Origin of the sequence: Clostridium acidisoli DSM 12555 (genome assembly GCF_900176305.1) — a bacterium.
GTDB classification, from domain to species: domain Bacteria; phylum Bacillota; class Clostridia; order Clostridiales; family Clostridiaceae; genus Clostridium_I; species Clostridium_I acidisoli.
Map to the genome: position 1 here is coordinate 256893 of NZ_FWXH01000002.1, position 24370 is coordinate 281262.

The window sequence follows — 24370 nt, forward strand, 5'->3', positions numbered from 1 at the left end:
TTTAAAATGCAATTTCCTTCTTTTGTCGAATTATTTAAAAATATAACTAATATTTTATTATTGAAATTACCAGTTTATTAAGATACAATAATACTTGTAGTTTACTACATGAACTTTAAAAAAAGAATAATTGGGAGGCCAAAAAATGATCACAAAGAAACTTGTGGTTAGAGTCACCACTATCCTTTTACTTTTAATCCTTATTTCTTATTATGTTGCTTTAATTTTAAGGTATTAGAAGTATTAAGACTCCTCGATATTTGTCTTAACAAATAAGATAAATATCCTGGCCTCCTTGATAATAAATTAAATGATTTGGATGCAATTCTTAGAGTTGTGTCCAAATCATTTTTGCTTATAATCCCTGTAGTTAAGCCATTTATACCTAATTCAAATAATTATACTTGAAAACATATATTGTTAAAAGTATGTGATTATCTATAAAAATCTGCTATTTTATGTCCATTTAGCCCTTTAAAATCCCCATAGATATTAATAAAATAAATTATTTGCTGTTTTAAACAATTCTTATATATCTCATAAATATCTTTTCGAATCATTTATTATTAAGTTTCTTCAATATCTCTTCAAGTAGCTCATTATTCCTATTAACTTTCCAAGGTAAAGTAATCCAATCATATATAAGACACGTTACAAGAACTATTAATACTAAAATAACTATTTCCTTTATCACTTCCAAAAGTATCACCTCATCTGCTTAATAGCTCCTTTAATTCTTTTATAACTTCTTTCCTTCATACATTCCCTAAGATCATCACCAATCTTCTCCTTTGAAACTTTTTTACTATTGCAGCAAGGGCATGCTATATATCTGTCTTTAGGCATCATGTTCACATCCTCAGTCATCAATACAAATTCTGATTTACATGTTCTACATTTATAGCCTGTATACATTTTCAGCATATCCTCACCTCAAATTTATTTATAATTTTGCATAAAAAAGAACATCCATCTCTGAATGTTCTTTTTAACCTTTACTGTAGTGGTTGAAATCCCTACATATATTATTCTACAATACAATTATAACTCTTTTTTCTATAATAAAACGTGCAATTTTGGTGCAATTTTGGTGCATGATTTTTTATATAACTAAATATATGCATTACACTATAAAAAACTTAATAATTTATAATTTGTTATACTTAGTCGATTTTCCTTTACATTTATCAATTGGGTATTTTTTGTTATTTTTAAGCAACTTTTTATCAATAGCTTCAAACAAATTTAAATTTAATTTATCGCATAAAAGCAATAAATAATTTCCTACATCTGCTATTTCATCTTCTATTTTTACTATTTCAGAACTATTAATCATTTCCCCTACTTCTTCACTATTTTTCCATTGAAAACATTCTAATAATTCACTTGCTTCAAGACTTAAAGAAATAGCCAAATCTTTTGGATTATGAAATTTATCCCAATCTCTAATATTACTAAATTCAACTATCTCATTTGTTATTTCTTTTAGAGATTTTTCCATAATTATCACCTCTAATTCTCATTTTTAAAATAAGCTATATAAGTTTTATTACTCAGTTCCAATTTTTTGTCTATGTTTCCCTTAACAATGTAAGAATCAGCATCTCCTGTTTTCTTATTATAGTTGTATACTCTATATAGATAATATTTATCACTATTTATCCTTGAAAAATTAACTTCACTTTCTTCAATCATAAATGGTGTGTTTATTCCATACTCAGTAGTCTTTACTTCAATATATTTTTCTATTTTATTGCCTTTATCATCAACATCAAATGATAATATATCATACCCAGCTTTATCACCTATGTCCTTTGATACATGTACTATATCCTTAATTAAATCTTTTCTTCCTTTTTTCAACAATCGTTTTTTTTCTGCATTTATAACTAATAATTCTCCAGCTTCTCCAAGCTTACCGTTTTTCTTATTTTCCTCATCATAATTTCTTTTTGTAGACTTCTTATCTAAATTGTTACCTTTAGCAGCATTTCTTTTTATTTTCATACTTTCAGGGATTAGCTCTCCTGTATTCAATGAACCAATATTAAATTGGTTGTCCTTATCTTCACTACTTTCTAAATTATTCAAATCGTTTTGTAAATTATTCACATTCATTACTTTCTTTTTTATATCGTTATAAAAATTTTCATCCAAATTAACATACAATAAAGATGCCATACCTTTACATTCTAATACCTTTTCCTCACCTATAGTATCAACTGTCCCCTTATAATTATATATATATTGCGTATCGTTAAAATCTATTTTTTTTAAATTAGAAACTCTTACAAACGCATAACTTCTCATCTGGCCTTCAATACCCTTTTTAATTTTTCCAATTCTAGAATGATAATATTTAGGTATAAGTTCCTTTATATCAGGATTTATATCGGGATATTCTCTATCATAATATCCTTCTAATTTCCCTACGTATAATTCTTTTGAATTTCTACTATAAAAGAAAACAAATGTAATGATTTTTTTTTCAAATTGTTCATCTAAAATTGATGTTCTCATTTTCCATAAACCAGTTTTGTTTCTACTAAATTTTGTTTTTGTAAAATGTCCCCAACAAAATTCACCTTTTTCTAACGTTACTTTTATATGTTCAGCCATAGTGTGAACATTAGGGAAATCTTTGTTCTCCTCATTGTATTTTATAAATATGTTTAAATTTTCACTAACCATCTTATCAACTCCCTTAAGCTAATTATAATTATTTAATTTCGAAAGTCAAATGGTAGTTTTCAATGCTCTTTTTTTATCTATCCCTTTATTATAAGCATATTCAGCAAATTAGTAGAGTGTTTTTTATCTTTCCACTAATTCAATCCACTATTACATTCTACACTATTAACTAAAAAAATTACCTATATATTATACTTTCTTAAATTCTCCCACTCCTCCCAGTTGGCGACATTCTCAATTAATTTTTGCTTTTTCCTTGTTACATTAGATCTAGTTAAATGTAATTCAACACCAACACGCCAATCTGGGAGTTCTTTTTTATACTTAGTTTCAAGGAATTTAAAATCCTCTTTACGAAGTCCACCTATATTATCACCCATAATTATATTATCAGCTTCAATAGTTCTTATTTTTTCCTCTAGTTCACATATTTCATCAATCTTCCTTGACTGCTCTTTTATTAATCTATCTGTTATTTTTAATGCAGTTCTTTCAGCATAACTTTCACCTGTAGAGCTTGTCTGAACTCTTTCCTCGTATGCTATGCTTTTACTTCCTTCTGGAATAGATATATCTGTACTTCTTAGCTTCTCATCTATTTGATTTACATGTTTATTTAACAATTCTATCTTATGTTTAAGACTATTTACTATCTTGTCTTTTTCAAAGTAATTATAAAGCTTTTTTTCAGTGTTTCTGAATGTCTCTTTATCTATCATTCTATCACCTCTTGTTAATTTAACTATTCTTATATTCAACTCTTAACCAAGTCAGTATACTTCTCATTGTTTCAATTTCAAGTCTTATATTGTTCATACTATCCACCGCAGTATAATAACTTGATTCTGCTATATCTCTATTCATTCTAAGGTCCGCAACCTTTTCATCACCTTTTGCTAATTCTAAAGTTAATGTTGCTGGATATTTTTCAGCTTTTAATATCAATATCTTTTTATTTAAAGCAACTTTATAATTCCTCTCTGCTTCGGCTTTCTTGATACCTAAAGTCTTAATTTCTGTATTTCCTTTAGTAAGTGCTATTTGTGCTATATTTATTTTTTCCATTATTTCTCCTGGTGTCATATGATCCTCCTTAAATTTATTTTTAAACGCAAAAACACCGCAAAATTCGTTTTTGAATAATACGGTGTTTTGCTTTTTTGCTATTATATTAATATAATGATGAGTTAGGAACAGAAAAACTTGATTGCAATAACCTTCTTTTATAATTCATCTAGCATAGATGAGAATTTCTTTTTTCTTCCTATAGATAGCGTATCATAATTTGATACGAATTCCATTGCAGTTTTAAATCTTTCAATTATCCAACATGAATTCTTTTCTAATTCTGAAAATAATCCATCATTTATTAATTTTTCAAAACTGATATCTGTATTTGTATTTCTATATTTATCCTGTAATAGTTTAACAATAAAGTCTTCTTCATTTCTGCTACACTTATCAGATTGAGCAATTTTACAAGTTCTATTAATTATTTCGGCATAATATGAATTTTTTATAGCTGCACATCCTATAAGTTTGCGTCCTTCATTCCCAACTCCTATAGATGAATATATCATAGGAATTACAATTTCATTAGATTTATCATTTTCTTCATAAAAGTTTCTTAATTCAATTAGTCCAGGATATAACACATTTTTGATAAATCTAGATTGTTGTAGTTCATATAACATATCTAAATAATTTGTTGTTATCCTAAACGTATTCTCTTTTAACCATGCAGATAAAAATCTTTTTTGTTGATCATCATCTAATTGGACTGTGTATAATGCTGCAAAATATTCTTGAAAAGATCTATGTGAAAATCGATAATCCAATCCTTCATGTATTAACATACATACAGAATTTGTTAAGTCCTTCAAGTAACTTGAAGAATCAAAATTTGCAGTTATTATTTTTTTGCTTTTTGCCGTTGATATATAATAAATAATTTTATCTTCCGAAAATTCATACTCACTATTAAAAAATGATTTAAAGCAAAAATAAGAAAATACTGCTTTGAAATCTTCATATCCCAACCTGCACGAAATATCTCTCTTATATCCTCCCTTTGAAGCGTCATGTGTATGAAATAAAGTCGTAAATGCTTGTTCATAAAAATCGTTTAATTTATCAGGAACAGATATTCTATTTTCAAAAGTCAATAACATAATAGTAAGCAACAATGGGTTTGATACAAACGTTTGATACTTTTTATATAATTTTTTATCTAATTCAATATAAAATTTATTTTTTATATTTTCATCATATTCTAATTTTTTTATAAGCGACAATGCTTGTTTTTTACTTAGAGTCATAGATTGTAATTCTGTAAATCCATTCCAACCTACAAACTCATCTAAAGGGCGTGAAGTTGTAACATAATAATTATCAGGATATTTATCACATAAATCTAATATACATTTTGTTACTTTCTCTGACAAACCATTTTTCACTTCATCAAAACCATCTAACAAAATTAAGTAACACCCCGTTTCCAAACTATACTCAAAGTATTTTTTATCTAATTTAAATTTATATCTATTCATAACTTGATACATATATTCCACCAAATCAATATCTTTTTCATTAATATCATTTAATCCTCTTAACTCTATAAGTATAGGTATTAGTTTTACTTTCTCCATACAATTCAAAAATAAATGTTTCATCATAACGCTTTTACCAATACCACCAGTTCCGGTTACTATTATTTTATGTCCAACATTTAATATATTATTCACATCACAGGTATCTATTATCTTTCCATCACATTTTAGCCCTATACACTCATAAAATGAATATATTTTTTTAGGTGTGTGCCTATATAGTAATGTTTTAATTTTGCATTGTATTTCTTTAGAATAATTCAAATATTCTTCAAATGCATGTCCAAGATCAATTTCTTCTCTATTCTGAACATCTATAAAATAATCTTTCATTTTCTTTAATACTAAATTAGCTACAGACTTAGCTAAATCTGTAATTACATCTGCTTTAATCTTGTTTGTATCTATTCCATTCAACATATTTTCCCCCATTATTATATATTTTTTTACACTATCAATTATAATTTTAAGTAATTTGTAAAAATTATGCTAATTATACCATAACTTAATTAATGTAAATTATATCATGTTAAGGTCCTATATTGAAGAATTTATATTTACAAGCACCGCATTATTCAATTTTCAAAGTACAGTTTTAACCAATCATAATCGTTTCGCAATCTCGTATATTACATTTACTGTTACCCCATTACCTGCTTGTTTGTATAGTTGGCTATCTGAACAAACACTTGCTGCTTTTTCAAAATCTTCATCATTCCAACCTTGTAATCTAAAACATTCTTTTGGAGTTAATTTTCTTATTCTTCTGCCTATAAGAGTTCCTTGGTTGCATGATGTTGTTAAGGTATTTGCCGCCTCTTTACCAACCCTTCCACGTCTAGTACTGCTATTGGGTTGCTCTAAGTTTATAGAATCTCCCTCGTGTGCTTCTGCATATCCTTGCTTCGTAGCTTCTTTAATAAGTACCCCATGCCTATCTTGTGCAGTTAATGTAAACATTGATTCTCCTGGCTCTTTAATTCTTCTTCCGTTTTGGCGTTTCTCTATTCTATTTGGAGCTAATACTGCTACTGCGGTCATTTCTTGATTTCCTATACCTTTGTAATCACGAGCCATTAAACAATTAGCAACATCTGTATATTTAGCATTTGATTTTCTGCTTACATTAACAGCATTTAAACCTGTTTTAGCACCTTGACCGCCACCTTCAGCCTTTAATGTCATTGCTATACCATTGCTATCATAAACCCTTTGTGCATCACTTCCAGGTATTAATTGTTTGAGATTAGTTTTATTGTTGATTCCTCCGATAGGAAATACTTCTCGTCTACTTCTTCCTCTAATATGTCCAATAATGAACACTCTTTCTCTGTTTTGTGGTAATCCGAAATATTTAGTGTTGAGAACTTGCCACTCTGCATCGTACCCGATTTCATCCAATTCAATGAGAAGTTTAAGGAAGTCAATCCCCCCATTAACACTAAGTAAGTTTTTAACGTTCTCAATGAATAATGTTGAGGGTCTATCTTCTTCTTCGAGGTCTGCAATAAGTTTTGTAACTGTGAAAAACAAACTCGAACGCTTTCCATTGAATCCGAGTTGCTTTCCGGCAACGCTAATGTCTTGACATGGAAATCCGAAGCACCAAACATCTGATTTAGGCAATTCATCTGCTCGTACTTTTCTGATATCTTCTCCAAACCATTCATCCTCCTTTAGTTCATGTATAACTTTATAACTTCTATTAGCATACTTATCCCATTCGCAATGCCCTAAGCACTTATGTCCGGCCATTTCCATACCTCGTCTAAATCCACCTATTCCAGCGAAAAAATCTAAAAATGTTTTACTCAAAATTTCACCTTCTTTGCTACTTCATATTCATATTACGTAAGCAACATAGCATGACCTCTCCTGTGCACATAATCTTTGCATTGAGCATTTAACCCACATACCTATTTATTCATTCTCATCAAACATACTCACCTGAGGATCTTCTACTGGTACTGCAATAAATCTTCCGTCGTCATCAACTTTGATTTCTCTTTCTGCCTCATACTCGCCTTCCTGTTTAAACTGCTTTTTTAAAGTAGTTGTTACCTTATGAACAAATCTTGGTCTCCTATATGCATATGTTTTTACAGTCATTTCCCCAAATTCATCTTTCTTAGGAAACTCTTTAAATGCTTTTGGAATCTCAATATTTAATTTCAATGATATTTCTCCACCTACAAAATCCTTGTCATAAACCTTCTTTATGGTCCTTTCTATCTCCGTATTAAGGTTATCCAGCATTTCTTGAAATATAGGACTATAAATATCAATCTCCAATACCTTACTTGATAAATCTATTCTCTCAGCAATCTTGTCCATTTTTTTTATTCTCCCTTCTCTTTTTTTGTAATTCTTTATAATCCATCCAACCAGTAGCACTATATTTTAAACTTCTTGCTATCCATTTAAACGTTAAATCTTGATGTATATATTTTAGTTGTTTGAATTTTAATGAGCCTTGCTGTGTCTCGTATCCTTTTACATCTATATACTCTATAGTTCCATCTAGGTTATAAACTTTAAAATCTAATGTATATGTTGCAGCTCTTTCAGTTTTTCCTTTGTATTTAAAGCTTGGTATTATAATGAATTTAGGTTGCAACTCAAAATTTAATATTTCACCTTTAGCTTTTCTTTGCTTAAGAAACTGATAGTATTTAGCTTCATCCTTACTGGCAAATGTAATCCCATCAATTGTTATCTTTTGTGACTTATATTTACTCATTTCTATTAGCCTTCTTTCATTTGAATATCATATGATAATTAGAATTTATAGTAGTATCAAAATTTATAATTATTTTTTTATATATTCTTATGGATTCACCTCTTCCATCCACCTTTTAACTTGCAAACACGCTTTTCTAATACTCATACCGTCCTTTACAAGTCTTATAACTTCATCTATCCAAAAGTTTAAATCCATTCTTACTCCTTTTCTGCAAACATATTTAATTGACCACTTTTTAGTTTATTAATCCTTTTAATCAATGATTCCTTGTGTTTTTCTGAAACGCTATATTTTAATGAAAGTTCAAGACGCTCTATCTCAGTTAACTCTTTTATTTTCATAAATTCACTCCTTGTCCCATCCTAAGAGCTTCTTTTCTAAGTCGTCATAGTCATAATGTCTTTGACCTGGATAATCTGCAAAATTAGTAATCTTCCCTTTATTCTTGCTACTAATATTTTTCTTAGGATCATTCATCTGCAATACTAACGTGTCATATTTCTCGCGTAACTTATTAGGGCTTAAAATATTTTTATACCAAAAGCTATCATGTTGACACCATTTAATAACCTGTTTAACTTCTTCAATATCCCTCTTATCAATTCTTAATATATAATCAAAGTGCTTGAACCATGTTTCAAAATTAGGTTCTTTAGCACTAGGATTATTATCTTTAATATGGTTAAAAAGATATTGAGAGAGTCGGAACTCATTTGAGTTTTGACTATACTTATTATCATTATTATCATTGTTCTCATTATTATCATTATTGTTTGTATGTTTCTGTGACGCTTCAGTGGTGCTTGAATGACGTTTCAGTGATGTTTCTGTGACGTTTTTAGTGATGTTCATATCTTGGTAAAGTTCGTAATTTACTATATTTATAGTGGTTTTTTTAGCGTCGCTTTTATAGATAATCATTTTATCGTCTGACAGTAATTCTAAAAACCTTTTTACTTTTGAATTACTCCACCCCCATTTGTCACATAACTTCCTTATTGATGTTATAAATTGCCCTCTTTCAACTGCAATTAAATTGCTATCAAACAATATTTTTTTGTCTTGATGATTGGCTGACAGGAGAAGGTCTATCCATGCATGAGCTTTATCAAATGGTTTCTCCTGCCATAACCAACTATCTTGAATTTTTCTATATAAGCTTATCCAACCTTTGCCTTCTCCCATGCCTATTTGCTCCTTTATAATTCCAGTTCCAAACCTTTATCTGCAATGTATGTCGGTATGCCTGTTAATTTTTCAATCTCTTCCTTAAATTCCAAATCATTACTATTACTGTCACTAAGATGCAATAATGTAATTTCTTTTACTTGCCTTAAATCTGTTTCCTTTAAAAATTCTTTTACATGTTCTAAGCTGAAATGTGACTTTAAAAGTCTATCTCTTAAGCTGTTATGTGTTACTCCTTTTTTAAAGTTGTTTTCAAGTATTTCACTTGAATAGTTGCATTCAATCATTATGTGAATTAGTCCATTGAATTCATACTGGCAATAGTAACTATCAGTTATGAATAATAACTTACCAAATTCTTTATGATGTATTAAAAATCCAAGTGGTTCTGCTACGTCATGCTGTACTTTAAAAGGAAGAACTATAAAATTTCCTATATTGAACTGTTCTCTTGACTTTATAAGTTTAAATCTATAATTCATATTTAATGCATACTCTTGTTGCAAATATTCCTTCATAGTCCCTTGACTTGTATAGACATCAATTCCGTTGTTTAATACCTCACTTATAGCCTTAGAATGGTCTTTATGTTCATGAGTGACTAAACACCCAACCACACTAATCAAATTGAAATTTAAGCCTTTTAAGATAGTTTTATAAGGCAATCCACATTCTATAATTAAAGTTTCCTTTTCATTTTGGAGTACGTAGCAGTTTCCACTACTACCACTCCCCAATACTTTCAATTTCATTAGAATGCTGGTCCTTCCATCTTAGTTTGCTGCATAACTGCTTCTGAATTTTCTTCTACCTTTTGAACTTCTTCAACATCAATTACATTTTCCTTTGGAGCTTCAATATCAATCTTCTTAGAATTGCCTTTTTCTTTGATTTCTTCCTCAACCTCGGCTTCAACATTATTAATTAATTTATCCTCGTCATATTGCTTTTCATCTGAATTGTTGAAAGCTTCAATTAAAATATCACTATCATCTGAGGTATTAGCAAACATTTTACAAGCTCTATTAATCACTGATTTCTTAGCCATTTCTTCAGCAAAGTTATTATGTGCTGTTGACTTACCACTTTTATATGCCACACCTTGTCCCCAAGCTTTCTTTATTTGATTAATATTCATTACTTCAGTATATATTGGACCGTTTTCACCTAGTATTACTGCAAAGGCTCCTTTTATTTTTGTTATATCTATATTTTCAAACTTAGGATTAAACTTAGTTATCTTTAAAGTAGCTGTATTTAGATCATATTCCTGTTCAAACTCGTCGCCTTCATATATGCAATAAGCTTTTACATCTTTTATTCCCTTAAGTCTTTTAGTAACTGCAACAGTACCCATGTAACTTCTCATGAGTTGTAGTTTGTTACCGTAAACTACAAAGTAACATTGCTTTTTTGCTGGACTTAAACCTTGTATAACCATGTCTAAAAGTGAATTTGCTATAGTAGATTTTGAACATACTTGCAATGCACCTTTTTGATTTCTATCCACCGTTTCTTGAAGCAAGAGCCACGCACTTTTAAGGGCATTGGCAGCACTATATCCATGTGGTACAATTAATTCACCTTTTTTACTTAAATCATTTACTCTACTTAAAACTTCCTCCGTCACATTTTTTTCTTGAGTTGTTAATGCTTTATTATCGGTACTTTGAATACTATTTGTCATTCCATATTCCCTCACTTTCAATTCTTAATTTTTTATCCTTAGACACTATTAAATTTACTATTTGTGAATTGCTTTCTATGATCTGATTAACTGATTCTCTATTATCTATGAATATAGGTGCTTGTACTCCATAAAACTCTGATAAAGCATTTATAATATCAATTCCAGCATTATACTGTGAAGCTGTATTCGCATTACTGAAAGGTACTCCATCAATTAGAGCCTCACATGATTCATTCAATCCACCATTTTTCTGTATATCAAACAGCTTAAACTTCACATATTTAAATTTGTTGTTAATGCTTGATTCCAAGAGCTCAACCTTAGTCTTAATAAATTCTTCTGTAAGATATTCTTGCTTTTCAAGGTCTGCAATTAATTGTGCCAACCTTTTTTCTTCTGCTTGAAGTTCATCTATTCTTTCTTTAAGCTTTATATTTTGTTCTTTATATGCAATTAAATTATTAATACCACCTAATTCAATTTCAAAATTAGCTTTTTGGTGCTTAAGTTCTTGTACTTGATTATCTACAGTTGAAGGAGTATCTATTTCTGATTCTAAGTCACTAATCTGCTGCATAAGTTCTTGATATTCCTTATTGTTATTAAAGTCCACACTAGGCTTAAATTCTAATATTTGCTTATTAACCTCGGATTTATGTGACACAAGTTCAGTAAGCTCCTTATCATATGTTTCAAATCTCTGTTTAAGTTGTGTTATTTCAGTTTTAAGCTCTTCTAACTCATTACTCTTAGCTTTACCTTTTTCATTGATTTGCTTTTTTCTTTCTGCTTTAGATTGATTAAAGTTATCTGTCATTTCTTGCTTCTTGATTTCTATATCATCAGCTTCAAATGGTCTTTTACAAGTGGGGCATATAAATTCATTTTCATCAAACTCTAATACTTCATCATTTACCTCATACCATTGCTTTTTTAAAGTAGCTATTGAATTTTCAATTATTGGAATATTTTTATCTTTAGCTTTTATCTTATCCATAGTTCTGTCCACTTTACTTTGAGCATCATATATATTTCTTTCAATATCTCTTAGCTGCTGATTCAAATTATTTAATGGTTCTTGTGCCTTAGACTTCAAATCATATTCCATATCATTGAGTTTAGCTTTCAAATCATAAACCTGCTTCTTTTTATTTAGCACTTCTTCATTAACTTTACTGCTATCAAGAATTTTTTCATCCAATGCATTTATGTTTAAAAGAATTGTCTTTTTATTGGATTCCTGAATATTAAAATCAATATCATTTCTCATAGTTCTATTAAGTTCGTCTACTCTAGCAGGTATTGATTCCTTATCCTTTTTTAATTTTGCTTTCTGTGCCTTAACTCTTTTACTTAAGCTGTCCATATCTTCATTTGGTTTAAGCAGCTTGCTTAACTCTGCGAGCTTATCGTTATAGTTAATAACATCTTCAATACTTACATCACCATTTAAGTCAAAAATTATTTTTCTTCTGTCTTGCCATTTAAGTCCTAGGCTAAAATATAGTGGATTTGTTAATAGTTTAAAAATATCTTCATCACCAGTAATTTCCTTGATTTTGCTTTTGTATTCCCCTTGCTTAAATGGGACTTCATCCACATAATAAGATGATTCTGTTCCTTTAAGCTCTGCTTCAACTTCTCCACGTTTTTTAACCCATTTTTCACTTAAAACTTTTTTCAATACTGTTTTTATGCTATCTATTTCAACCACAGCGGACACTTCTGTCTCAAGCATGTGAATTACATTATTGTTACCATCTAATGGATGCACATCAAATTTACTACGATCTTGACTATCTTTATCGAATAACAACCATGTGAAAGCATCAAATATGGTTGTTTTACCTGTTCCATTTTCTCCATAGATATCTGTTATCTTTGAAAAATCTATTGTCAAATCCTTAATACCTTTGAAGTTCTTAAGTGATAATTGTTTTAAAAATATTGTTTTACTCAATTTCTATCCCCCCATTTGATTTTTTCTACATTCTGTAATAGAATGTATTTGAGATTTTTTATTTTTGAACTCTTTGGCGAGAGTTCTTTTTTTATTTACCTTCAGTTTCTTGCATCAACTTTTTTAAATACCTTGAAAGTTCACTTGACGTACCTGAGAAATTTACAAATGTATGTTTACCTTTAACTGAATTCGTAATTTGATTTTTTTCAAGCTGCTTAATTTTCATAATTAATTTCATTTTAGTTAATGCAAAACTTTCACAAACCTCCTCAAGACCTAAATTCTTTTTTCTCAGTTCAACATTCTCTTCTAATGCAGCGATAAGTTTTTTATTTAATTTTTTAACTATTTTACACATGATTTATTCCTCCAAATAATTTTTTGTATTTTTACAATAGGCTTGTCCAGTTCTTGTGATTTCGCTATGGTTCTTGGGTCATTTAATCCAAACTTTTCAATGCAGTTATAAAGCTCCTCCCTCAATTTTTCCAATGTCTTCATTCTCCTTCAAAATTTTATTTAATACTTCTTCAAAACTCATTTCTGATACTGTGTTACCTGTTTTTGTCTCATATATATGTTCATGGTCAAAATCATACCTAAGCTGCTTTTTAACTTTAATTGTCTTTAAGTTACTCACTCTTACTCCTCCCTTCTAATAATTACAATTGCTTGCTCATATTGATAGCTTTATCTATGAATTCATTAAGTTGCTTCGGTGATAACCTTTTTACAAGTATTTTTACAATTGCCTTCGAATATCTTTCTTGTAATTCAAACATATCTTTTGGGATTTCCATAGTAACTGATCTAATTTTACTGTGCATATCACCGCCTCCCTCTAATAGTTTTTATGTTTTAAATTGATTGTCCTATTACTAATTATTGATTAGCTTTGTTTCTAACGCTTATAGCGTAATTTTATTTTAAAAATGTACTATCCAACGATATTTCTAATACTTTAGCTATTTCAACCATAACTGGCATGCTTGGTTTCTTTCTACCTTTTTCTATGTCACAAACTAAAGATGTACTCTTATTTATAAATTTTGCTAAATCAGTCTGTGACATATCCTTACTCTTTCTAGCTATAATAAGAGCGTCTTTAAATTTCTCTTTTATAATATCATCCATATTATCACTCCTTTTTCTACGCCTCATGAGTAAATTGTAATACGCACAAAGCGTAATAGCAAGTGAAGATTTCTTTATATTTTACGCTACAAGCCTAAAAACTAAGATTAAGCTACATATTCTTACTCTATCGGCGTATTTCTCTGTTTTTTAAAGATTTAGACTTAATGTGAGGATTTACACCAAGAGCGTAAAAAAATATAATGGTTATATATTTAAACAGGAGGTCAATTTAAATGAAAATATCAAAAAAACTACGTGCTTTTAGGACTGAACAAAAACTTACGTTGAAAGAATTATCTGAAAAAAGTGGAATTTCTCTATCTTTCATATCTGATATTGAAAATGATCGCCGTACTCCAAGTATAGAAAAATTAAAAACCCTAGCGTCAGCACTTGGAGTTCCTGCTAGTGAATTTTTAGAAGAAAGTAATCCCAACAATAAAATCAATAACCCTGATTTTAACAAAGAAAAGAATGCAGTTTCTAAAATTACAGATATTAAAGAAGCTATGGAAATCATTCTTTCACAACCGGGTTTAATGTTAAATGGCAAATTACTTTCAGATGAAAGTAAAATTGCTTTAGCAAATGCAATAAAAATGGGGTTAGCCTACGCTGAACAACAGCAAGAGAAGGAGAAACTTAAAGATAAGTAATTCTCAAGGATTGGGGGTTAATTTGTGATTGATACAAATAAATACATTCATGATACAATACTGAGATTAGTTGATACATACGGAACAAATAACCCATTTGAACTTTGTGATTATTTGAATATAAAAGTAATAAAATCTAATCTTGGAAATGAAATAAAAGGATTTTTTCAAAGAACCTATAATAATTATGAGCTAATTCACATACATAATGGATTAAATGATTCTGAATCTAAATATATATGTGCTCATGAATTAGGACATGCTATTTTGCACACTGACTTGTCAATTGGATTTTTTATTGAAAACAAGTTGCAAATAAAAGATAGATATGAAGCTGAGGCTGATAGATTTGCAGCGATATTATTATTACCAAATGAAATAAGTTTTGAGTGTAAATATATGAACTTACAGCAGTTGTCGTCTTATTATCAAGTTCCAAAAAAGTTAATTGAATATAAGTTTAAAAATTGACAAATATTAAATTTACGATTTATTTCTAAGAATATTAAAATAAGAATAATTTTTAAAGGGAGTAATAAATTTGAAAGCTGCAATTTATAGTAGAAAAAGTAAATTCACTGGTAAAGGTGAATCTATAGAAAATCAAATTGAGCTGTGTAAAAATTATGCATTGAATTTAGGCATAACAGAATTTATTGTATACGAAGATGAAGGCTTTTCTGGTAAAAATATAGATAGACCAAACTTTCAAAAACTTTTGAGTGATGCAAGAGAAAGAAAATTTGATACAATAATATGTTATAGATTAGATCGTATAAGCAGAAATATAGCTGACTTTTCTAGTCTAATTAATGAATTGCAAGATTTAGGATTAGGTTTCATAAGTATTAGAGAGCAATTTGACACAACAACTCCAATGGGCAGGGCTATGATGTACATAGCTTCAGTATTCGCACAACTTGAGCGTGAAACTATTGCGGAACGAGTTCGAGATAATATGCTTGAACTTGCAAAAACTGGTAGATGGCTTGGTGGTCAAACACCACTAGGCTTTAAAAGCGAAGCTATATCATATTTTGATTCTGAAATGAACGAAAAGAAAATGTTTAAATTGTCTCCTGAAAATGAAGAATTAAAAATAGTTAATCTTATTTATGACAAATATTTAGAATTTAAATCTTTAAGTCAAGTTACAAAATATCTAACACAAAATATGATTAAAAGTAAAACAGGTAATACAATTTGGAATAAACGTACTGTTCAAGATGTATTAACAAACCCAGCATATGTAAAGGCAGATGATAAAGTTTTATCTTTTTTTAAAGATCAAGGAATAACTGTTGCTGGAAATGCGGATAAAAAGCATGGCATTTTGACATACAATAAGAAAAAAGGTACTAAGTCATTTAGAGATACTGATGAATGGATTGCAGCCATTTCAAAACACCTAGGTGTAATTGAATCTTATACATGGTTAAAAGTTCAAAACACACTAGCCGTAAATAAAGAAAAAGCCCCTAGAATGGGCAAAACAAACAATGTTCTATTAACCGGAATATTAAAATGTCATAAATGTGGTAGTTCAATGAAAGTTATACATGGTAGAACCGATAAGGATGGTAAAAAAATATTTTATTATAAATGCTCTTTAAAAGAAGCCAGTGGAAATAAAAGATGTGATAATTCTAACGTACGTGCGGATGAACTTGAAAAAGTATTAATTAAAAAAATAGAAGAAATTTCTTCTGACAAAGGCTTAATTTTAAAGGAACTTAAAGCTTTTAAAGAAAATCTTGATATATCTGATACTGCGTCATTTGCACTTGAAAACACACAAAAAAATATAAAGAATAAAAAATCTCAGATTGAAAATTTAGTTGATCAACTTTCGCTAAATCCCAGTATTAGTGAATATATAATTCCTCAAATAAATACTTTAGATAAAGAAATCAAAGCATTGAAATTATCTGAAAATGAAATAAAAGATACCAAAAATGATTTTATACAAAGTGATATGAACATAGATCTTATGCTTGAATTGCTAAAAAAAGTTTCTATTATTGATTCACTTGATGTTGAGGAAAAGAAGCTAGTTTTAAACAGCATATTGGATGAAGTTACATGGGATGGTGATACTGGCAATATAGATATTACTCTATGGGGAATGCGTAAAAAAAAAGTAAAATTTAATCCGATAGACATTAATAAATTGTTGCACTTTAGTAAGTCAAGCAGAAGCTATTGCTACAGGATCTCTTGCTGGCCATAATGCAGTTAGAAGTGCTTTAGGTATGCCTCCTTTAATTTTACCAAGAAATACAGTTATAGGAGATATTATTGAATTTGCAAATTATATGATGATTTCCCAAGAAGGAAGAAGGAAACGATTTACCTTTGCAGGATCAATATATTTTGAAAGAATGAAAGAATTAAATCTTTATACAACTGATGAAATTGAAATCAAGCGTAAAATTGAAAAGTTGAATCTTACTAATATTTTTAGTGAAAAATTGTTGTAAAAAGGTTTAAAATCAGATAACCGTACACTAATCTTAAACTAGTGTGCGGTTATTTAATTTCTACACATGTTCTAAAACAGCTATTTATATTAGATTCAACTAAACTAAATCTGTAATTGTGGTATCTGTAACATTTATATCTTTTTCATCAATTTCTACTAAATGGTTTTTATCTATTTTAATAATTATAGGTTTACCATTATTTTTAGATAAAATCATTAAAAATATTATAATAACAATAACCAATACAATTATAGTGTGAACTCCATTTTTTTTCATATGTGGCACCTCAATATTACAAATTTAAGTAACACCTTATAAATTATAGTTTTTATTTCTGTAACATTAATATTATATTCAATAGAGTTGGAATTGACATAATTTAATCATATACTTAATAAGTAATTATAATATTTTGTTGCTTTTTTTTACATAATATATTAAAATTGTATTACTTAAATTTATATAAAATAAAGGATTTGATACTTATGAATATAAAAAATTCAATAGAAGTTCTACGAGATGAGCTGAATACTATGACATTAGATGATACAAACCTTACAAAAGATAAGATAGTTAGATTAAGCGAAGAATTGGACAAACTTATTGAAAAATATTATTTGTGTGAAGATAAAACAGATTATTGTAGTTGATTTTATCTTCACGTATTTTTTTCCTTATTCATGAATTTTTATCTAAAAATTTTTTCTTTTCATATATATTTTTTTCATATTCATCATTATCTATCATACCTTTAAATTTTAGTTTATCTAATAAATATATCATATCATTACAAAGATTTTTTATATCGTTTTCATATTTTTTAACATCATTTTCCAAAACAAGCATCCCCCTAATAATAAACCTAAACATATATTTATAATATCATAATGTAACAATATTTAAAATAGAATTGTTGATTTTTCTATTTGTTTCATAACCTTATTAAATAGTTTTTTATAATTTTGTTAATAAAATAATTCATTTAAATTTCAAATCACTATATAAATATATCATTTATTCCATTATTTGTAAATATTATTTTAATTGAATTTTATCATTGTATAAATTTAACTAATTCTTCATTAAATCTATCCTTCTCATCATAAAAAACTGCATGTCCGCTGTACTTAAAAGGTATAAGTTTTGAATTTTTAATACTTTTATTTTGTATCTCACCTAATTTAAATGGCACAACTTTATCATGAATACCATGAAGAATTAACGTTGTAACATTTATTTTTGCTAAATCAGAAAATAATTCTTCACGTATCCAAGTGTTTGCAACTGCAGCTGTGGCCCATCCTGCAGCTTGTAGGCCTAACTGTAAAAACCAGTCTGCAAATGATTCGGTAATATACTGGAAGAAAAATATCTCTCCAAAATCACTTAACATTTTAGGGCGATCCACATATGTTTCCTTAATAATATTTGTTACAATTTCTTTGTTTACACCATAAGGAAAGTTAGGACGTTTTATGAGGCTTGGTGCTGCGGCTGAACATAGAACTAATTTAGATACGCCCTCTTCTTTATGCCTAGCCATGTATTTAACTGCAATAGCTCCTCCTGTTGAGTGACCTAATAATGTGAATGTTTTTAAATTTAATGCTTTAATTACACAATAAACATCATCAGATAATGTATTGTAATCATAACCTGAAAATGGTCTATCTGATTGTCCAAATCCTCTTTGATCAATGCCAATGCATCTATATCCTTTTTTAGGTAGTTCATTAAATTGATATTCAAATAAATTATGACTTCCAGGCCAACCGTGTAAAAATACAATAGTATTATCTCCTTCAGGATTAAGATCCTCTACATAAACTTTTACATTTGGTTGAACTTTAACATAATACCCCACAAATATACCTCCAATATTTAAATAGTTATACTTATACAGTATATTTCTAAATATTAGTTCTATTCATAGATATGTAAAAACAGAGGGGCATAATAAAAAATTATACTCCCCCTGCTTTTATTGTTTTATTAGTTTTTAAAATCATAAACCAATATGTTTAGATTTATTTCTAATTAAAGGCAGCCTTGTATTGTTCCGGATAATTTATATCTAAATTTCTAACTTTAGCCTCATTTAATATTAAATATGGATTTCTCAAAAGTTCTCTACCAAATGCGACTAAATCTGCTCTATCGTTTGATATTATTTCTTCAGCCATATTAGCATCTGTTATCAAACCAACAGCAATTGTAGGAACATGGCATTTGTTTTTTATTGTATCCGAGAACTTAACTTGATATCCATGGTAGATATCTATTTTTGCAGGTACCAAGCCACCTGTACTTACATGTACCATATCTAAATTTTCTTTGACATGGTTTATGATGTTTACCATGTTATCTAAGTCTATTCCACCTTCTTTATAATCATAAGCTGATACTCTAAGTAAAATTGGCTTTTCCTTCGGCCAAACTTCACTTACAGCTTGTAGTATCTCTTTAAGAAACCTAGTTCTATTTTTTATATTTCCTCCATACTCATCAGTTCTTACGTTTGATAGTGGTGACAAAAATTGATGTATCAAATATCCATGAGCTGCATGTATTTCTATAGCATCGAATCCAGCTTTATTGGCTCTTTTAGCTGCTTCTTTAAAGCTTAATATAATTTCTTTAATTTGATTTTTGCTTAACTCTTTAGGTAATACACTCTCCTCATCGAATCTTATGGCACTTGGAGCCACAACTTCACCAGCGGCTCCTGTATATTTTCTTCCAGCATGATTCAATTGAATAGCAACTTTAGCACCATATTTTTTAACTCCATTAACAATATTGTTTAGTCCTTCTATTTGTGAATCATCCCAAATTCCTAAATCATTATCTGTTGTTCTACCATTACTAACTACTCCAGTAGACTCCAATATTATGAGACCCACTCCACCGATAGCTCTTGTAACATAGTGATTGTAATGGAATTCATTAGCCAGTCCTTTATCATCAGATGAATACATACACATTGGTGGCATAACAATCCTGTTCCTTAAATTAGTATTTTTTAAATTATACTCTTTAAAAATATTCATAAATTCAATCTCCTTTTATTTAAATTCTCTTGCATATTTTTATTATATTTTATATACTATACTTTGAAAAGTAGTGATGTTTTTATCATATAATTTCAAAAAAGTAAGTAATGTGATTAATAAACAGGTGAGAGGAGTTATATTTATGTCAGAAATTAAACTTGAACGTGGAAATCCTTCTGATAAATGTCCTATAGAAGCTGCAATAAATATTATAGGCAGTAAATGGACATTTTTAATAATAAGAGATTTATTGATGGATGAAACATTAAGATTCGGAGATTTTTTACGTTCCTTAGAGAATATAAGCCCTAAAACTCTATCAGTTAGACTTAAAGAGTTAGAGAAATATGGTATAGTTAATAGGAAAGTTTACCCAGAGATACCACCACGGGTTGAATATACATTGACGGAAAAAGGCAAAAGTTTGGAATCGATATTTATAGAGTTAAAAAAATGGGGCCTTACAATTCTTTAAACACTACTGTCTATTTATGTAAATAACAAGCACCTGCTGTTTTTAATTAGCAAGTGCTTGTTCATTTGAATCAATGATGAAAGCTAATTTTCTCTGAAGAATTTATCACTGGATTGTTTTTTAGATGTTCTAGTTCTTTATTTAAATCTCTGAGAAGTAAAAATACCATGTCACGGCTAACACCATGACGAATTAAAATACGTTGTACTGTTATATTTTCACGATTACTTGGAAGAGGATACGATGCAATTTGCCATCCATGCATTCTTAGACGATCAGAAAGATCATACAGTGAAAATCCAGCTGTATTTTCGTTCTTTAGTGAATAACAAACTGCCGGAATACCTCCATGCCCATCATATAATATTTCAAAACAATCTATTTTTCGAAGTTGTTCTCCTAGATATTGAGCAGTACTTGCGCAATCCTTCTGTATTGCAGTATAACCTTCACGTCCTAAGCTCAAAAATTTATAATATTGAGAAATAATTTGTCCAGCTGGTCGTGAAAAATTCAAAGCAAAGGTTGGCAATTCACCACCTAAATAATCAACATTAAATATTAATTCCTTAGGTAAGTCTTCTATAGTTCTCCAAATTACCCAGCCAACGCCTAGTGGAGCCATTCCAAATTTATGTCCTGAAGCATTAATTGATTTTACCCTGGTAATAGAAAAATCCCATTTTATATCCAGCTGTATAAATGGTGCGATAAAAGCTCCACTAGCACCATCTACATGAATAGGTATATCCCACCCTTTTTCTTTTTCAATGTCATCTAGGGCTTTAGCTATATCTTGTACTGGTTCATATATACCTGTAAATGTACTTCCTAAAGTTGCAACTACTCCAATTGTGTTCTCATCACAATAATCTTTGAGTTGTTCCGGTTGCATACATAGATTGTCTCCAATTAAAGGTATTTCTCTAATTTCAACGTCAAAATAACGTGCAAATTTATGCCAACATATTTGTACTGGACCACATACTATGTTAGGTTTACTACATTCTTTACCTTCAGCTAATCGTCTTTTCCTCCATTGCCATTTAAGAGCTAATCCTCCAAGCATGGCTGCCTCGCTTGAGCCAGTTGTTGAGCATCCAATAGTATCTTCTTTTTCAGGTGAATGCCATAAACTTGCAAGAATACTAACACAACGTTGTTCAATTTCAGCTGTTTGAGGATACTCATCTTTATCTATCATATTTTTATCAATTGATAAATCCATAAGTTCTCGAACTTCATCTTCAATATATGTAGTGCAAAATGTTGCTAGGTTTTGACGCGCATTTCCGTCCATGAAAAGTTCATCACATATAAGTTGTTTAATCACTTGAGGATTTGAAACTTTTTCTGGTAAATCACTTTTAGGAAGTTGAGTTTTTGATATTGAATTAGTGTAAACATCTTTAAATCCTTCTTCAGCTTTCTTTTTTTTATAATGATGTAATGTCATAATAAAAAACCACCTCTCTTTGCATTAGCTATATATTGATTATAATACATATATTTCTACACTTCTATTTATAATTTTTTATAACAAAAAAACATCAGTATGTCTGATGTTAAATATAGTAACCTTTATTAATTATCTATTACTACAATGTTATTTTCTTTTCCTGCCCTATATAAATAACATGGATTTTGGATACAAAAAATATAAGCTACATCATCCTGCATATATTTTACAACACCATAAAATCCATTCCAATCATTATTATCTTGTAATTTAACTATACTTCCTATTTTCATCTTCACAACTCTTTCCATCTTTCGAATTTATTTCTTTTATTTTATTTAATTTATTTTGCCTTATCATTATATCTATTTTTTCGTCTGCATTTCCTGCTGATACACATAGCGAAAAAATAATTACAGCAAAACATAGACAAATAAAAATAATAATGTATTTCATATAATCACTCCATTAAATGTAAAAATCTTTATTATAATTATTGCCACATTGTCTTTTTTTATACTTATGTATCAAATATATATTATGTGTAAACTCTACATACAAAAAATTATTTTGAGCATAATAATTTTGAGGTGATTTTTATGAGATGTATTGGAGTTGAAAAAGGACTACAAAATGTTGAAAGCTTTTTACGTGACAGAGGGTATAATGTTAAAGAATTTGACTCTAGCCAATCTAATGATAAAGTTTTTATAAACAGTGTTGATTTTATTGTTTCAACTGGTGAAGAAAAGGATTTTTTAGGCATTAATAACACAAATACTAAAATACCGTTTATATCTGCAGATGGGTTAACCCCCGAAGATGTTGAAGAGCAAATAATAAGGAGCAAATAGGGTGTACTAAAAGTACATCTTATTTTAATTGTTTGTATACTATATACTCACTCTCATATATATTTATTTTCACTATTGTATAATATAGATTATGTGTTATAATTTATACTTGATGTGTATTACTTATTAATACATATGACAATTTTTTAACAAGGAGGACAACATGAATAAGAATTTTAAAAACATGATAATCATTTTTATTGGTTTCTTTTTTTTGTCTTTATTTTCAAATACGCTATCACCTTTTATTACAACCATAAAAAATACTTATCATGTATCAAACAGCATTATAGCTATGCTTCCATCAATAATTTATTTAGCTTCATTTATTATGAGCATAGTAGGTGCTAAACTTATGGCTCCATTAGGATTAAAAAAGGGGTTATATCTTGGATTTTCATTCGCACTTTTAGCTAGTATAATAATTGTTTTGTCAAAATCCTTTTATATTCTTTTAGTTGGATATTTTATATCTGGGTTAGCAGTTGGTATGGGATCATTAATGTTAAGTACTTTATTGTCAATGCTTCCAACTCAATATCAAAAATTCAGCCTTGCTAACGCATGTTTTGGATTAGGTGGAATTTTAATTCTACCAATAGATAGATTTATTCTAAAGCAAAATATAAATTTTAATTATACTTATGTAATTCATATTATACTTATAATTTTATTTATAATTCTTGCTACGAGAATCAATGGAATTAATGCTGTTCAAAGTGAATCTAAAGATACAAGTTCCTTTGCAGTATTAAAAAATCCTATGGTTTTATTATTATCAATTGCTATATTCTTCTATGTAGGAGCTGAAATTTCAACAACAAACTGGACAGGCACTTTTCTTGAGAAATTTTATGGATTAAATAAAACAGAAGTGCCAAATATTCTTTTAGGTTTTTGGATTTTATTTACTATTGGACGAGCTGTAGGTGATAAATTCTTGGAAAAAGTAGGTCAATTAAAATTTCTTGCTATTTCCCCTATAATATCTATCATCGGTATATTCATAATATTATCAGGTAGAAATAAACTTCAAGCTTTGATTGGTATTGGAATTATTGGAATAACAATTTCTTTAATATACCCTGCACTTCAAGGTTACCTTATACAGAATGTTGAAAAAAAATACGTTCCACCAACATCTGCTGTAATAACAATTTTTAATAACCTCGGTGCAACTTTCTTAACCTATGTAATAGGTTTTGCAGGTGAAATTCAAGTTACTTATGTTTTTATTATACAAATAATATTCTATCTATATATAGTAATTGTTTCTGCTCATTATATATTTTTTAGACCTAAGATGATTTCAAAAAATAATAAGTCAGTATGCTAGCTTATTTTGAGTTAAGCTGTTACTAAAATTAGA

Annotated in this window: 34 protein-coding genes and 1 pseudogene; 8 read left to right on the forward strand and 27 right to left on the reverse strand. The window is 28.8% G+C overall.

Features of this window, described 5'->3' with window-relative positions:
* Positions 1–556: 556 nt before the first annotated feature.
* The 20 genes from B8978_RS19625 to B8978_RS01380 all read right to left on the reverse strand — a co-directional run bounded on the left by B8978_RS19625 (position 557) and on the right by B8978_RS01380 (position 14018).
* Positions 557–700, reverse strand: coding sequence for a hypothetical protein (locus B8978_RS19625; RefSeq protein WP_176212572.1), 144 nt, complete (start codon positions 698–700; stop codon positions 557–559).
* Between the two features lie 5 nt (positions 701–705).
* Complete coding sequence (locus B8978_RS01305; RefSeq protein WP_084113475.1) at positions 706–924, reverse strand: hypothetical protein; 219 nt, start codon at positions 922–924, stop codon at positions 706–708.
* Positions 925–1147: 223 nt separating this feature from the next.
* Positions 1148–1501 carry a nucleotide pyrophosphohydrolase gene (locus tag B8978_RS01310; protein ID WP_084113476.1) on the reverse strand — a complete coding sequence of 118 codons (354 nt, stop codon included), beginning with the start codon at positions 1499–1501 and terminating at the stop codon, positions 1148–1150.
* 11 nt (positions 1502–1512) lie between these two features.
* Positions 1513–2691 carry a protein NO VEIN domain-containing protein gene (locus tag B8978_RS01315; protein ID WP_084113477.1) on the reverse strand — a complete coding sequence of 393 codons (1179 nt, stop codon included), beginning with the start codon at positions 2689–2691 and terminating at the stop codon, positions 1513–1515.
* Positions 2692–2873: 182 nt separating this feature from the next.
* On the reverse strand, positions 2874–3410 hold the full coding sequence (locus B8978_RS01320; RefSeq protein ID WP_242950452.1) for a hypothetical protein: 537 nt from the start codon (positions 3408–3410) through the stop codon (positions 2874–2876).
* 19 nt (positions 3411–3429) lie between these two features.
* A complete protein-coding gene (locus B8978_RS01325) occupies positions 3430–3774 on the reverse strand; it encodes a hypothetical protein (protein WP_084113478.1) in 345 nt (114 codons plus the stop codon).
* A 140-nt stretch (positions 3775–3914) separates the two neighbouring features.
* Positions 3915–5720 (reverse strand): NACHT domain-containing protein, encoded by a 1806-nt coding sequence (locus B8978_RS01330; protein ID WP_084113479.1) that lies wholly within the window; start codon positions 5718–5720, stop codon positions 3915–3917.
* A gap of 183 nt (positions 5721–5903) precedes the next feature.
* Entirely contained in the window at positions 5904–7115 is a 1212-nt protein-coding gene (locus tag B8978_RS01335; protein WP_423236702.1) for a DNA cytosine methyltransferase, read from the reverse strand.
* Between the two features lie 105 nt (positions 7116–7220).
* On the reverse strand, positions 7221–7634 hold the full coding sequence (locus tag B8978_RS01340) for a hypothetical protein (protein WP_084113481.1): 414 nt from the start codon (positions 7632–7634) through the stop codon (positions 7221–7223).
* Complete coding sequence (locus B8978_RS01345) at positions 7618–8040, reverse strand: DUF1064 domain-containing protein (RefSeq protein ID WP_084113482.1); 423 nt, start codon at positions 8038–8040, stop codon at positions 7618–7620. Before B8978_RS01345 ends, B8978_RS01340 begins: the two co-directional genes overlap by 17 nt.
* Before the next feature lie 200 nt (positions 8041–8240).
* Positions 8241–8384 carry a hypothetical protein gene (locus B8978_RS19630; RefSeq protein WP_176212554.1) on the reverse strand — a complete coding sequence of 48 codons (144 nt, stop codon included), beginning with the start codon at positions 8382–8384 and terminating at the stop codon, positions 8241–8243.
* Between the two features lie 4 nt (positions 8385–8388).
* Positions 8389–9228 carry a hypothetical protein gene (locus B8978_RS01350; RefSeq protein WP_084113483.1) on the reverse strand — a complete coding sequence of 280 codons (840 nt, stop codon included), beginning with the start codon at positions 9226–9228 and terminating at the stop codon, positions 8389–8391.
* 14 nt (positions 9229–9242) lie between these two features.
* The gene (locus B8978_RS01355) at positions 9243–9983 is read right to left on the reverse strand and encodes an MBL fold metallo-hydrolase (protein ID WP_084113484.1); all 741 of its coding nucleotides are present in this window, start codon (positions 9981–9983) and stop codon (positions 9243–9245) included.
* Entirely contained in the window at positions 9983–10918 is a 936-nt protein-coding gene (locus B8978_RS01360) for a recombinase RecT (protein ID WP_084113485.1), read from the reverse strand. The genes B8978_RS01355 and B8978_RS01360 overlap by 1 nt, the downstream gene beginning before the upstream one ends.
* A complete protein-coding gene (locus tag B8978_RS01365; RefSeq protein ID WP_084113486.1) occupies positions 10908–12881 on the reverse strand; it encodes an AAA family ATPase in 1974 nt (657 codons plus the stop codon). The genes B8978_RS01360 and B8978_RS01365 overlap by 11 nt, the downstream gene beginning before the upstream one ends.
* 91 nt (positions 12882–12972) lie before the next feature.
* Positions 12973–13242 (reverse strand): hypothetical protein, encoded by a 270-nt coding sequence (locus B8978_RS01370; protein WP_084113487.1) that lies wholly within the window; start codon positions 13240–13242, stop codon positions 12973–12975.
* The gene (locus tag B8978_RS01375; protein ID WP_084113488.1) at positions 13230–13385 is read right to left on the reverse strand and encodes an aspartyl-phosphate phosphatase Spo0E family protein; all 156 of its coding nucleotides are present in this window, start codon (positions 13383–13385) and stop codon (positions 13230–13232) included. The genes B8978_RS01370 and B8978_RS01375 overlap by 13 nt, the downstream gene beginning before the upstream one ends.
* On the reverse strand, positions 13348–13524 hold the full coding sequence (locus B8978_RS19635; RefSeq protein WP_176212573.1) for a hypothetical protein: 177 nt from the start codon (positions 13522–13524) through the stop codon (positions 13348–13350). Before B8978_RS19635 ends, B8978_RS01375 begins: the two co-directional genes overlap by 38 nt.
* Positions 13525–13546: 22 nt before the next feature.
* Entirely contained in the window at positions 13547–13711 is a 165-nt protein-coding gene (locus tag B8978_RS19640; protein ID WP_176212574.1) for a hypothetical protein, read from the reverse strand.
* A 94-nt stretch (positions 13712–13805) separates the two neighbouring features.
* On the reverse strand, positions 13806–14018 hold the full coding sequence (locus B8978_RS01380; protein WP_176212575.1) for a helix-turn-helix transcriptional regulator: 213 nt from the start codon (positions 14016–14018) through the stop codon (positions 13806–13808).
* A 236-nt stretch (positions 14019–14254) separates the two neighbouring features.
* Between B8978_RS01380 and B8978_RS01385 the strand changes: the two genes are divergently transcribed.
* The 4 genes and pseudogenes from B8978_RS01385 to B8978_RS01400 all read left to right on the forward strand — a co-directional run.
* Complete coding sequence (locus B8978_RS01385; protein ID WP_084113490.1) at positions 14255–14677, forward strand: helix-turn-helix domain-containing protein; 423 nt, start codon at positions 14255–14257, stop codon at positions 14675–14677.
* A 24-nt stretch (positions 14678–14701) separates the two neighbouring features.
* Positions 14702–15148, forward strand: a complete 447-nt coding sequence (locus B8978_RS01390; RefSeq protein WP_242950453.1) for an XRE family transcriptional regulator — start codon at positions 14702–14704, stop codon at positions 15146–15148.
* Positions 15149–15218: 70 nt separating this feature from the next.
* A complete protein-coding gene (locus tag B8978_RS01395) occupies positions 15219–16907 on the forward strand; it encodes a recombinase family protein (protein WP_084113491.1) in 1689 nt (562 codons plus the stop codon).
* Positions 16861–17157: pseudogene (locus tag B8978_RS01400) on the forward strand (FAD-dependent oxidoreductase); the annotation flags it as partial. The gene B8978_RS01395 and the pseudogene B8978_RS01400, both read left to right, overlap by 47 nt.
* A gap of 99 nt (positions 17158–17256) precedes the next feature.
* Here B8978_RS01400 and B8978_RS01405 read toward each other — a convergent pair.
* Positions 17257–17436: a hypothetical protein gene (locus tag B8978_RS01405; RefSeq protein ID WP_084113493.1), complete on the reverse strand. Its 180-nt coding sequence runs from the start codon at positions 17434–17436 to the stop codon at positions 17257–17259.
* A gap of 209 nt (positions 17437–17645) precedes the next feature.
* Here B8978_RS01405 and B8978_RS01410 point away from each other — a divergent pair, with 209 nt between their 5' ends.
* Positions 17646–17810 carry an aspartyl-phosphate phosphatase Spo0E family protein gene (locus B8978_RS01410; RefSeq protein WP_084113494.1) on the forward strand — a complete coding sequence of 55 codons (165 nt, stop codon included), beginning with the start codon at positions 17646–17648 and terminating at the stop codon, positions 17808–17810.
* A gap of 28 nt (positions 17811–17838) precedes the next feature.
* Here B8978_RS01410 and B8978_RS19645 read toward each other — a convergent pair whose 3' ends face one another.
* The 3 genes from B8978_RS19645 to namA all read right to left on the reverse strand — a co-directional run bounded on the left by B8978_RS19645 (position 17839) and on the right by namA (position 20210).
* Positions 17839–17997, reverse strand: coding sequence for a hypothetical protein (locus B8978_RS19645; protein ID WP_176212576.1), 159 nt, complete (start codon positions 17995–17997; stop codon positions 17839–17841).
* Positions 17998–18214: 217 nt separating this feature from the next.
* Positions 18215–19024, reverse strand: coding sequence for an alpha/beta fold hydrolase (locus tag B8978_RS01415; protein WP_084113495.1), 810 nt, complete (start codon positions 19022–19024; stop codon positions 18215–18217).
* 169 nt (positions 19025–19193) lie between these two features.
* Positions 19194–20210: an NADPH dehydrogenase NamA gene (namA, locus tag B8978_RS01420; RefSeq protein WP_084113496.1), complete on the reverse strand. Its 1017-nt coding sequence runs from the start codon at positions 20208–20210 to the stop codon at positions 19194–19196.
* 145 nt (positions 20211–20355) lie between these two features.
* On the opposite strand from namA, the gene B8978_RS01425 reads away from it, so the two are divergent.
* Complete coding sequence (locus B8978_RS01425) at positions 20356–20688, forward strand: winged helix-turn-helix transcriptional regulator (protein ID WP_084113497.1); 333 nt, start codon at positions 20356–20358, stop codon at positions 20686–20688.
* Between the two features lie 70 nt (positions 20689–20758).
* Here the strand turns inward: B8978_RS01425 and gad are convergent, their stop codons facing one another.
* From gad to B8978_RS01435, 3 genes are all read right to left on the reverse strand, one after another.
* Complete coding sequence (gene gad, locus B8978_RS01430; RefSeq protein WP_084113498.1) at positions 20759–22144, reverse strand: glutamate decarboxylase; 1386 nt, start codon at positions 22142–22144, stop codon at positions 20759–20761.
* A gap of 128 nt (positions 22145–22272) precedes the next feature.
* Entirely contained in the window at positions 22273–22440 is a 168-nt protein-coding gene (locus tag B8978_RS19650) for a hypothetical protein (RefSeq protein WP_176212577.1), read from the reverse strand.
* Positions 22418–22603, reverse strand: a complete 186-nt coding sequence (locus B8978_RS01435) for a hypothetical protein (RefSeq protein ID WP_084113499.1) — start codon at positions 22601–22603, stop codon at positions 22418–22420. The genes B8978_RS19650 and B8978_RS01435 overlap by 23 nt, the downstream gene beginning before the upstream one ends.
* Positions 22604–22746: 143 nt before the next feature.
* Here B8978_RS01435 and B8978_RS01440 point away from each other — a divergent pair, with 143 nt between their 5' ends.
* Positions 22747–23001, forward strand: coding sequence for a YkuS family protein (locus B8978_RS01440; RefSeq protein WP_084113500.1), 255 nt, complete (start codon positions 22747–22749; stop codon positions 22999–23001).
* A gap of 163 nt (positions 23002–23164) precedes the next feature.
* Positions 23165–24337 (forward strand): MFS transporter, encoded by a 1173-nt coding sequence (locus tag B8978_RS01445; protein ID WP_084113501.1) that lies wholly within the window; start codon positions 23165–23167, stop codon positions 24335–24337.
* Positions 24338–24370 lie beyond the last annotated feature (33 nt).

What these genes read in the sequence shown, in the direction of transcription:
- B8978_RS01305 (WP_084113475.1), bottom strand. Translation starts at nt 924, where the DNA reads ATGCTGAAAATGTATACAGGCTATAAATGTAGAACATGTAAATCAGAA.
- B8978_RS01310 (WP_084113476.1), bottom strand. Translation starts at nt 1,501, where the DNA reads ATGGAAAAATCTCTAAAAGAAATAACAAATGAGATAGTTGAATTTAGT.
- B8978_RS01315 (WP_084113477.1), bottom strand. Translation starts at nt 2,691, where the DNA reads ATGGTTAGTGAAAATTTAAACATATTTATAAAATACAATGAGGAGAAC.
- B8978_RS01320 (WP_242950452.1), bottom strand. Translation starts at nt 3,410, where the DNA reads ATGATAGATAAAGAGACATTCAGAAACACTGAAAAAAAGCTTTATAAT.
- B8978_RS01325 (WP_084113478.1), bottom strand. Translation starts at nt 3,774, where the DNA reads ATGACACCAGGAGAAATAATGGAAAAAATAAATATAGCACAAATAGCA.
- B8978_RS01330 (WP_084113479.1), bottom strand. Translation starts at nt 5,720, where the DNA reads ATGTTGAATGGAATAGATACAAACAAGATTAAAGCAGATGTAATTACA.
- B8978_RS01340 (WP_084113481.1), bottom strand. Translation starts at nt 7,634, where the DNA reads ATGGACAAGATTGCTGAGAGAATAGATTTATCAAGTAAGGTATTGGAG.
- B8978_RS01345 (WP_084113482.1), bottom strand. Translation starts at nt 8,040, where the DNA reads ATGAGTAAATATAAGTCACAAAAGATAACAATTGATGGGATTACATTT.
- B8978_RS19630 (WP_176212554.1), bottom strand. Translation starts at nt 8,384, where the DNA reads ATGAAAATAAAAGAGTTAACTGAGATAGAGCGTCTTGAACTTTCATTA.
- B8978_RS01350 (WP_084113483.1), bottom strand. Translation starts at nt 9,228, where the DNA reads ATGGGAGAAGGCAAAGGTTGGATAAGCTTATATAGAAAAATTCAAGAT.
- B8978_RS01355 (WP_084113484.1), bottom strand. Translation starts at nt 9,983, where the DNA reads ATGAAATTGAAAGTATTGGGGAGTGGTAGTAGTGGAAACTGCTACGTA.
- B8978_RS01360 (WP_084113485.1), bottom strand. Translation starts at nt 10,918, where the DNA reads ATGACAAATAGTATTCAAAGTACCGATAATAAAGCATTAACAACTCAA.
- B8978_RS01370 (WP_084113487.1), bottom strand. Translation starts at nt 13,242, where the DNA reads ATGTGTAAAATAGTTAAAAAATTAAATAAAAAACTTATCGCTGCATTA.
- B8978_RS01375 (WP_084113488.1), bottom strand. Translation starts at nt 13,385, where the DNA reads ATGAAGACATTGGAAAAATTGAGGGAGGAGCTTTATAACTGCATTGAA.
- B8978_RS19640 (WP_176212574.1), bottom strand. Translation starts at nt 13,711, where the DNA reads ATGCACAGTAAAATTAGATCAGTTACTATGGAAATCCCAAAAGATATG.
- B8978_RS01380 (WP_176212575.1), bottom strand. Translation starts at nt 14,018, where the DNA reads ATGGATGATATTATAAAAGAGAAATTTAAAGACGCTCTTATTATAGCT.
- B8978_RS01385 (WP_084113490.1), top strand. Translation starts at nt 14,255, where the DNA reads ATGAAAATATCAAAAAAACTACGTGCTTTTAGGACTGAACAAAAACTT.
- B8978_RS01405 (WP_084113493.1), bottom strand. Translation starts at nt 17,436, where the DNA reads ATGAAAAAAAATGGAGTTCACACTATAATTGTATTGGTTATTGTTATT.
- B8978_RS01410 (WP_084113494.1), top strand. Translation starts at nt 17,646, where the DNA reads ATGAATATAAAAAATTCAATAGAAGTTCTACGAGATGAGCTGAATACT.
- namA (WP_084113496.1), bottom strand. Translation starts at nt 20,210, where the DNA reads ATGAATATTTTTAAAGAGTATAATTTAAAAAATACTAATTTAAGGAAC.
- B8978_RS01425 (WP_084113497.1), top strand. Translation starts at nt 20,356, where the DNA reads ATGTCAGAAATTAAACTTGAACGTGGAAATCCTTCTGATAAATGTCCT.
- gad (WP_084113498.1), bottom strand. Translation starts at nt 22,144, where the DNA reads ATGACATTACATCATTATAAAAAAAAGAAAGCTGAAGAAGGATTTAAA.
- B8978_RS19650 (WP_176212577.1), bottom strand. Translation starts at nt 22,440, where the DNA reads ATGAAAATAGGAAGTATAGTTAAATTACAAGATAATAATGATTGGAAT.
- B8978_RS01435 (WP_084113499.1), bottom strand. Translation starts at nt 22,603, where the DNA reads ATGAAATACATTATTATTTTTATTTGTCTATGTTTTGCTGTAATTATT.
- B8978_RS01440 (WP_084113500.1), top strand. Translation starts at nt 22,747, where the DNA reads ATGAGATGTATTGGAGTTGAAAAAGGACTACAAAATGTTGAAAGCTTT.
- B8978_RS01445 (WP_084113501.1), top strand. Translation starts at nt 23,165, where the DNA reads ATGAATAAGAATTTTAAAAACATGATAATCATTTTTATTGGTTTCTTT.